Annotated in this window: 6 protein-coding genes; 4 read left to right on the forward strand and 2 right to left on the reverse strand. The window is 60.5% G+C overall.

All coding sequences use genetic code 11. From position 1 onward, the window contains the following. Nucleotides 1-68 precede the first annotated feature (68 nt). The gene (locus V6R85_RS25015; protein WP_087744382.1) at nucleotides 69-1,025 is read right to left on the reverse strand and encodes a transketolase family protein; all 957 of its coding nucleotides are present in this window, start codon (nucleotides 1,023-1,025) and stop codon (nucleotides 69-71) included. Further along, nucleotides 1,025-1,834 (reverse strand): transketolase, encoded by an 810-nt coding sequence (locus V6R85_RS25020; RefSeq protein WP_087744380.1) that lies wholly within the window; start codon nucleotides 1,832-1,834, stop codon nucleotides 1,025-1,027. The genes V6R85_RS25015 and V6R85_RS25020 overlap by 1 nt, the downstream gene beginning before the upstream one ends. 438 nt (nucleotides 1,835-2,272) lie before the next feature. On the opposite strand from V6R85_RS25020, the gene V6R85_RS25025 reads away from it, so the two are divergent. The 4 genes from V6R85_RS25025 to V6R85_RS25040 all read left to right on the forward strand — a co-directional run bounded on the left by V6R85_RS25025 (nucleotide 2,273) and on the right by V6R85_RS25040 (nucleotide 6,716). Continuing rightward, nucleotides 2,273-3,253 carry an ABC transporter permease gene (locus V6R85_RS25025; RefSeq protein ID WP_060726651.1) on the forward strand — a complete coding sequence of 327 codons (981 nt, stop codon included), beginning with the start codon at nucleotides 2,273-2,275 and terminating at the stop codon, nucleotides 3,251-3,253. 132 nt (nucleotides 3,254-3,385) lie between these two features. Next, complete coding sequence (locus V6R85_RS25030; RefSeq protein ID WP_060726652.1) at nucleotides 3,386-4,315, forward strand: sugar ABC transporter substrate-binding protein; 930 nt, start codon at nucleotides 3,386-3,388, stop codon at nucleotides 4,313-4,315. 119 nt (nucleotides 4,316-4,434) lie between these two features. Continuing rightward, nucleotides 4,435-5,913, forward strand: coding sequence for a sugar ABC transporter ATP-binding protein (locus tag V6R85_RS25035; RefSeq protein WP_087744378.1), 1,479 nt, complete (start codon nucleotides 4,435-4,437; stop codon nucleotides 5,911-5,913). 14 nt (nucleotides 5,914-5,927) lie between these two features. Further along, complete coding sequence (locus V6R85_RS25040) at nucleotides 5,928-6,716, forward strand: SDR family oxidoreductase (RefSeq protein ID WP_060726654.1); 789 nt, start codon at nucleotides 5,928-5,930, stop codon at nucleotides 6,714-6,716. The last annotated feature ends 157 nt before the right edge of the window (nucleotides 6,717-6,873 follow it).

Raw genomic sequence — 6,873 nt, forward strand, 5'->3', positions numbered from 1 at the left:
TAAACGACGATATTGCAAAAAGGGTGTCGCCGCGCATCCGAAGACACGCGACGACCCTGGGAGGAGACTTACTTTCTCTTGATCAACGCTTCAGCCGCATCAGCTATTGCCACGGGTGCCATGCCGAATTCATCGAGCAGCCATTCGGCGGAACCGGTATGGGCAAAGACGCCGGGAACGCCGAGGCGTTTCATGGGCACGGGGGCCTGATCGACCACGACTTCGGCGATGGCGGAGCCGAGGCCGCCGAAGATCGAATGTTCCTCGGCCGTCAGGATCGCGCCGGTTTCCTTCGCGGCAGTGACGATAGCCGCCTCGTCGATAGGGCGCACGGTCGCCATGTTCAGTGCCCGCGCCTTGATGCCACGGGTCAACAGGATGTCGGCGGCCTTTACCATGCGGTGGGTCAGCGTGCCATTGGCGATCAACGTCAGGTCGGAACCCTCGCGCAGCAGGTTGGCGCGGCCGAGTTCGAAGACATGGCCTTCCGGCAGAAGATCCGGCACGCCGACACGCGACAGGCGCAGGAAGCAGGGACCGGCATAGTCCGCCGCCCATTTGACGGCTGCGGCCGTCTCGATGCGGTCGCAGGGGGCGATGACAGGCAGGTTCGGCAGAACGCGGGTCCAGGCAAAATCCTCAATGGAGTGGTGCGTCGGGCCCAGTTCGCCATAGGCCATGCCGGAGGATATGCCGATGAGCTTCACATTGGCGTTGGAATAGGCAAGGTCGGCCTTGATCTGTTCCAGAGCGCGGCCAGTGAGGAAGCATGATGCGCCGCAGACGAAGGGCAATTGCCCGCCATTGGCGAGACCGGCGCCGACGCCGACCATGTTCTGTTCGGCGATGCCGACATTGACGAGGCGTTCGGGGAATTTGGACTTGAAGCCGCCGAGCTTTGAAGAGCCGACCGAATCGTTGCAGACGGCGACGACTTTGTCGTTTGCGGCGGCCAGCGCCTCCAGCGTTTCGGCGAAGGCATCGCGGCAGTCATAAAGCTTGGCGGCGGTTACGGGCGCGTTCATCACAATGCCTCCGAAAGTTCTTTGACGGCGATTTCATATTGTTCCCTACTCGGAACCTTATGGTGCCAGTCGACGCGGTCCTGCATGAAGGAAATGCCGTGACCCTTGTTGGTGTGGGCGACGATGCAATGCGGGCGATTGCCGCGATGCTCCAGCGCCGGCACGACTTCCGCCATGGCGTTGCCGTTGATTTCACTCACTTCCCAGCCGAAAGCCTCGAGCTTCGGGCGAAGCGGCGCGACATCATTGGTATCCGAGAGTGCTGCGCCCTGCTGGAAGCGGTTGTGGTCGATGACCAGCGTCAGGTTGTTCAGGCCGAATTGTGCGGCGGACATGATGGCTTCCCAGTTGGAGCCTTCCTGCATCTCGCCGTCACCGGTCATCACATAGGTGTGGTAGTCTGCACCGGAAAGCTTGGCCGCCTTGGCCATGCCGACGGCAACCGGCAGCCCGTGACCGAGCGGGCCGGTATTGGTTTCGACGCCCGGCACCTTGTTACAGTTCGGATGGCCGTTGAGACGCGAATTCGGCTGCAGAAAGGTCGAGATTTCCTCTTCCGGGATGAAGCCGCGCTTGGCGAGCGTCACATAAAGCGCGCAGGCCGTATGGCCTTTCGACAGCACGAAACGGTCGCGGGCAGGGTTCTTCGGATCATCCGGCCAGATGCGCAGGACGCGGAAATAAAGGGCCGTCATGATGTCGATGGCGGACATTTCGCCGCCGACGTGGCCCGCACCCGCTTCAAAAACAGCCTGTACGTCGCGAAGGCGAATCTGGCGCGCAATGCGCTCTAGCTCCTGGGACTGCATGGAATCCTCTTCAAAACATGCGTGTGAATATTTATACAGCTATTTATATAATTGCAAAGATGGCGTTTCTGTCAAGCCGGAATTGCGGATTCTCTTGTTTCGTTCCGTGCTGGTTATTTTTGCCGCTGCATTCGCATTCATGGTGAAGAGCACCTGCCACTCTCATTCCTGTGCTCGTCACAGGAATCCAGTCAGCCCGGGCTCCTGGTCTGAAAGGGCTATTATCGCGGCGCAGACGCGCGTCGGCTGGATTTCTGTGGCGGGCACAGGAATGAGGTGGGGAGGTGGAGGGCCTCAGTTATCGCAGCTTCCGCAGGGCCCATCTCGCTATCCAAGCCTATTGACAAGCTTCTCGGAACTGGCTTATGCATCTTTCACCGATGATGAATAATTATTCTAATCGGTTTAAAAAATGCAAGACAGTCATCGGGAGGAGCCATGTCCGCGCTTGAACGCAATGAGGGTGTCACGCACACTAGGAGCCCGCTTGCCTGGCTGAGCGGTGCGACCGGGCCTCTTTTGGGCCTGCTGCTGCTCTGCGTGTTTTTGACCTTCGCCAGCGAGAATTTCCTGTCGCTTCGAAACGGGCTCAACATTCTCGACCAGATCACCGTTCTCGGCATCATGGCCGTTGGCATGACCTTCGTGATCCTGCTCGGCGGTATCGATCTGTCTGTCGGTTCAGTTCTGGCGCTTTCGATGATGATCATGGGCTGGACGGCCAATGTCGCGGGCATGCCGATGGGCATGGCCATCGTGCTGGCGCTGATTGCATCGGCCGCCTGCGGTCTCGTCGTCGGCATTCTGGTCACCGCCTTCCGGGTGCCGGCCTTTATCGCCACGCTTGCCATGATGTCTGTGGCGCGCGGCCTTGCCAATATGATCACGGACGGCCAGCAGATCGTCGGTTTCCCTGACTGGTTCATGATGCTCGCGATCGACCGCCATTTCGGCGTGCTGACCGCAACCGTGCTTTTGATGCTGGTCGTGGTGCTGATTTCCTGGGCTTTCCTGCGCTTCCGCGCGGAGGGCCGCACCGTCTATGCTGTTGGCGGCAACCCGGAAGTGGCGCGTCTTGCCGGCATCAACGTGCCGCTGGTCACCATCTGCGTTTATGTCGCCTGCGCGGTTCTGGCCGGTCTCGCGGGCATCGTTCTTGCGGCACGTCTCGACTCGGTGCAGCCCTCCAGCGGCTTCGGTTACGAGCTGGATACGATTGCGGCGGTCGTCATCGGCGGAACCTCGCTTTCAGGTGGTGCGGGCGGCATCGGCGGAACCCTTATCGGCGTGCTGATCATCGGCGTGCTGCGCAATGGCCTCAATCTGCTCAACGTTTCTCCCTTTTTGCAGCAGGTCATCATCGGTGTGGTCATCGTGCTGGCCGTGGGCGCTGAAACTTTGCGTCGCCGCAGAAGCTGAATTTGCCTACGGATGGTGTTGAGCCGTCCGCGCAATAAACGACCCTCCCGGCATGGGAGGCGTGAAAAACGGCCGGAGGGGAGGAGGTTTAATCTGCCCGAAGGTCAACAATCAACAAATGGAGGAATAATCATGAAATTTTCACGCATTCTGCTGACATCCGCCGCCCTTCTCGCCCTGTCGCTCGGTTCCGCCAACGCCGCTGAAGTCAAGAAGATCGGCCTTGCCGTCGCCAATCTGCAGGCGAACTTCTTCAACCAGATCAAGCAGGCCGTCGAAGCCGAAGCCAAGACGCGCGGTATCAGCGTCGTCACAGTGGATGCCAAGGGCGATGGCCCGACGCAGGTCAACCAGATCCAGGATCTGCTGACCCAGAACATCGACGCGCTGATCTATATTCCGGCCGGTGCCGCTGCCGCGACCGTTCCGGTAAAGCTTGCGAAAGCCGCCGGTGTTCCCGTCATCAACATCGACCGTAATGCTGATGGCGCCCCAGGCGATACCTTCCTCGCCACCGATTCCGTCGCTTCCGCTAAGTCGGTGTGCGATTACATCATCAAGCAGGCCGGTGGCTCGGGCAAGATGGTCATCATCCACGGCCAGAAGGGCACCACGCCTGAAGTCGACCGTACCAAGGGCTGCATGGAATCGGTCAAGGCCAATTCCGGCGTGAAGGTCGTTGCCGAACAGTGGTCCAACATGTGGAGCCAGGACGAAGGCTTCCAGATCATGCAGAACCTGCTGCAGGCTAACCCTGATGTCTCTATCGTCTTTGCGCAGGCTGACGGTCTGGCGCTTGGTGCGGCGCAGGCGATCAAGGTTGCCAACCCCTCGCAGAAGATCGTTGTCGGCGGCTTCGATGGCGATACTGCAGCGCTTGAGGCGCTGAAGAACGGCGTCTTCGACGTGACCGCGACGCAGCAGACCCAGAAGATGGGCCGCATGGCTGTCGAGATGGCCGTCAAGATCGTCGGCGGCGAGAAGGTTCCGGCCGTGCAGCTCTCCGATGCGACGCTGACCACCAAGGAAAACGTCGCAGGCTTCATCGCCAACCATCCCTGATCCGGCTGTCCCGCGCGTCCGGTCGGATGCGCGGGGCGTTCATTAGTTTGTCTTTATGCAATTTCGGATGCAAAGCCGTGGTGCGTCTTCGCCACGATTGTGTCCTGGGAGGTCCCGTCATGCGCGAGCCGGTTCTTTCGCTCCGTGGCATCAGCAAACGTTACGGTCCGCTCGAGGTTCTGAAAAACGTCGATCTCGACGTCCATGCCGGCGAAGTGGTGGCGTTGCTGGGTGAAAACGGCGCGGGCAAGTCCACGCTATCAGGCATCATCGCCGGTTCGCGTGAGCCGTCCGAGGGTACGATGGCATGGCGCGGCCAGCCCTATGCGCCGTCGTCGCCGCGTGAGGCGATCGACAAGGGCATCGTTCTCATCCACCAGGAGCTGAAGCTTCTGCCGGAGCTTTCCATTGCCGAAAACGTCTTCATTGGCCGCTGGCCGATGAAGAACGGCGTTGTCGACCGTGCCCAAATGGTGCGGCGGGCCCAACAGCAATTGGCGCGCCTCAACCTGCACATTCCCGCAACCCGCAAGGTGGCCGGTCTCTCGACCGCCAACCAGCAACTGATCGAAATCGCCAAGGCTCTGGCGCTGGACGCGAAGCTTCTGATCCTCGACGAACCGACGGCGGCGCTTGGCGGCGCGGAGACGCAGGCTCTGTTCGAGCAGGTGCGCAAGCTGCGCGCCGAGGGCGTGGGCATCATCTATATTTCCCACCGCATGGAAGAGATCAAACAGATCACCGACCGCATCGTCGTATTGCGCGACGGCGAGCGAGTGCATGAATTTGCCGATAGCGCGACGCCGGTGCGCGCCATCGTCGAAAGCATGGTCGGCCGCTCGCTGGAGCGCTTGTTCCCAGCGCTGCCTGAACCGCAGGACAAGGTGGTGCTGGAGGTCAAGGGGCTGACCAGTGCGACCAATGCCTTCCGCGACATCAGCTTCGGCGTTCGCGCCGGCGAAATCCTTGGCATTGCCGGTCTGATCGGCGCGGGACGCACCGAGTTGGTGCGTGCGATTTCCGGTGCCGATCCGACAAGTGCTGGTGAGGTTCTGCTGGATGGCAAGGTGCTGACGCTGAAAAGCCCGGCTGATGCCATCGCCAAGGGCATCGTCATGGTGCCGGAAGACCGCAAATTGCAGGGGCTGGTGGTGGAGCACGAGATCGGTGAAAATCTGATCTATGCCAATCTCGATCGCGTCGGCACCGGCTGGATCACACCGCGTATCAAGCGCGCCTTCACAAAAGAGGCCATCGCCAAATTCGGAGTGAAGGGCCGTAGTGAACAGCCGGCCTCGGATCTTTCCGGCGGCAACCAGCAGAAGGTGGTCATTGCCAAATGGCTTGCCCGCAATCCGCGCGTGGTGGTGCTTGATGAGCCGACCCGCGGCATCGATGTCGGTGCGCGGGCAGGTATTTACGATATCATTGTGGGTCTGGCGAAGAGCGGCGTGGCCCTCATCGTCGTCAGCTCCGATCTGGAAGAGGTGCTGGGCGTTTCGAACCGCATTCTCGTTCTGGCGCAGGGAAAACAGGCCGGCATCCTCAGCCGCGACGAAGCAAACGACGTCTCGGTCATGGAACTGGCAACCATCTGAAGAAGGAAACAGAGATGTCCACCATCACCCTCAACGCGCCGAAACTGTTTGATCTTTCTGGGCAGGTGGCGCTCGTCACCGGTGCCGGTTCCGGCATCGGCCAGCGGATCGCCATGGGCCTTGCCCAGTCCGGCGCCAATGTAGCGCTGCTCGACCGCCGCACCGATGATGGTCTGGCGCAGACGGCGGATTTCATCGCCAAGGCTGGACGCAAGTCGATCCAGATTGCTGCCGACGTCACCAGCAAGCAGGCGCTGACCGATGCGGTTGCGCGCACTGAAGCCGAGCTTGGTGCGCTCTCGCTCGCCGTCAATGCGGCCGGTATCGCCAATGCCAATCCGGCCGAGGAGATGGAGGAAAGCCAGTTCCAGACGATGATGGATATCAACCTGAAGGGCGTTTTCCTGTCCTGCCAGGCGGAAGCCAATGCCATGCTGAAGAACGGCCGCGGCGCGATCGTCAATATCGCTTCCATGTCCGGCGTCATTGTCAATCGCGGGCTGATGCAGTGCCATTACAACGCCTCGAAGGCGGGCGTCATCCATATGTCGAAATCCATGGCGATGGAGTGGGTGGGGCGCGGCATTCGCGTCAATACCATCTCGCCGGGTTACACGGCGACGCCGATGAACACGCGGCCGGAGATGGTGCACCAGACCAAGCTCTTTGAAGAGCAGACGCCGATGCAGCGCATGGCGGGCGTGGATGAAATGGTCGGCCCGGCGATCTTCTTGCTGTCAGATGCGGCGAGCTTCGTGACGGGCGTGGACCTGCTGGTGGATGGCGGTTTCTGCTGCTGGTAGGTTTTGGTCTCGGCGCTGGAGTTCTCTCACGGAATGAAAAACGCCCGGTTTGCACCGGGCGTTTTCGTATTCACAACAAAGAAGCGCAGATCAGGCGACCTGCTTCTGCACCACGTCCTCGACAACCTCGCCCTTGAGGTAAGAAACGAGATCCTTG

It is taken from the genome of Agrobacterium sp. CCNWLW32 (genome assembly GCF_037083425.1).
Taxonomy (GTDB): Bacteria; Pseudomonadota; Alphaproteobacteria; order Rhizobiales; family Rhizobiaceae; genus Agrobacterium; species Agrobacterium radiobacter.

Coding starts and splice junctions, on each gene's coding strand:
- V6R85_RS25030 (WP_060726652.1), top strand. CDS start 3,386: ATGAAATTTTCACGCATTCTGCTGACATCCGCCGCCCTTCTCGCCCTG.
- V6R85_RS25040 (WP_060726654.1), top strand. CDS start 5,928: ATGTCCACCATCACCCTCAACGCGCCGAAACTGTTTGATCTTTCTGGG.
- V6R85_RS25025 (WP_060726651.1), top strand. CDS start 2,273: ATGTCCGCGCTTGAACGCAATGAGGGTGTCACGCACACTAGGAGCCCG.
- V6R85_RS25035 (WP_087744378.1), top strand. CDS start 4,435: ATGCGCGAGCCGGTTCTTTCGCTCCGTGGCATCAGCAAACGTTACGGT.
- V6R85_RS25015 (WP_087744382.1), bottom strand. CDS start 1,025: ATGAACGCGCCCGTAACCGCCGCCAAGCTTTATGACTGCCGCGATGCC.
- V6R85_RS25020 (WP_087744380.1), bottom strand. CDS start 1,834: ATGCAGTCCCAGGAGCTAGAGCGCATTGCGCGCCAGATTCGCCTTCGC.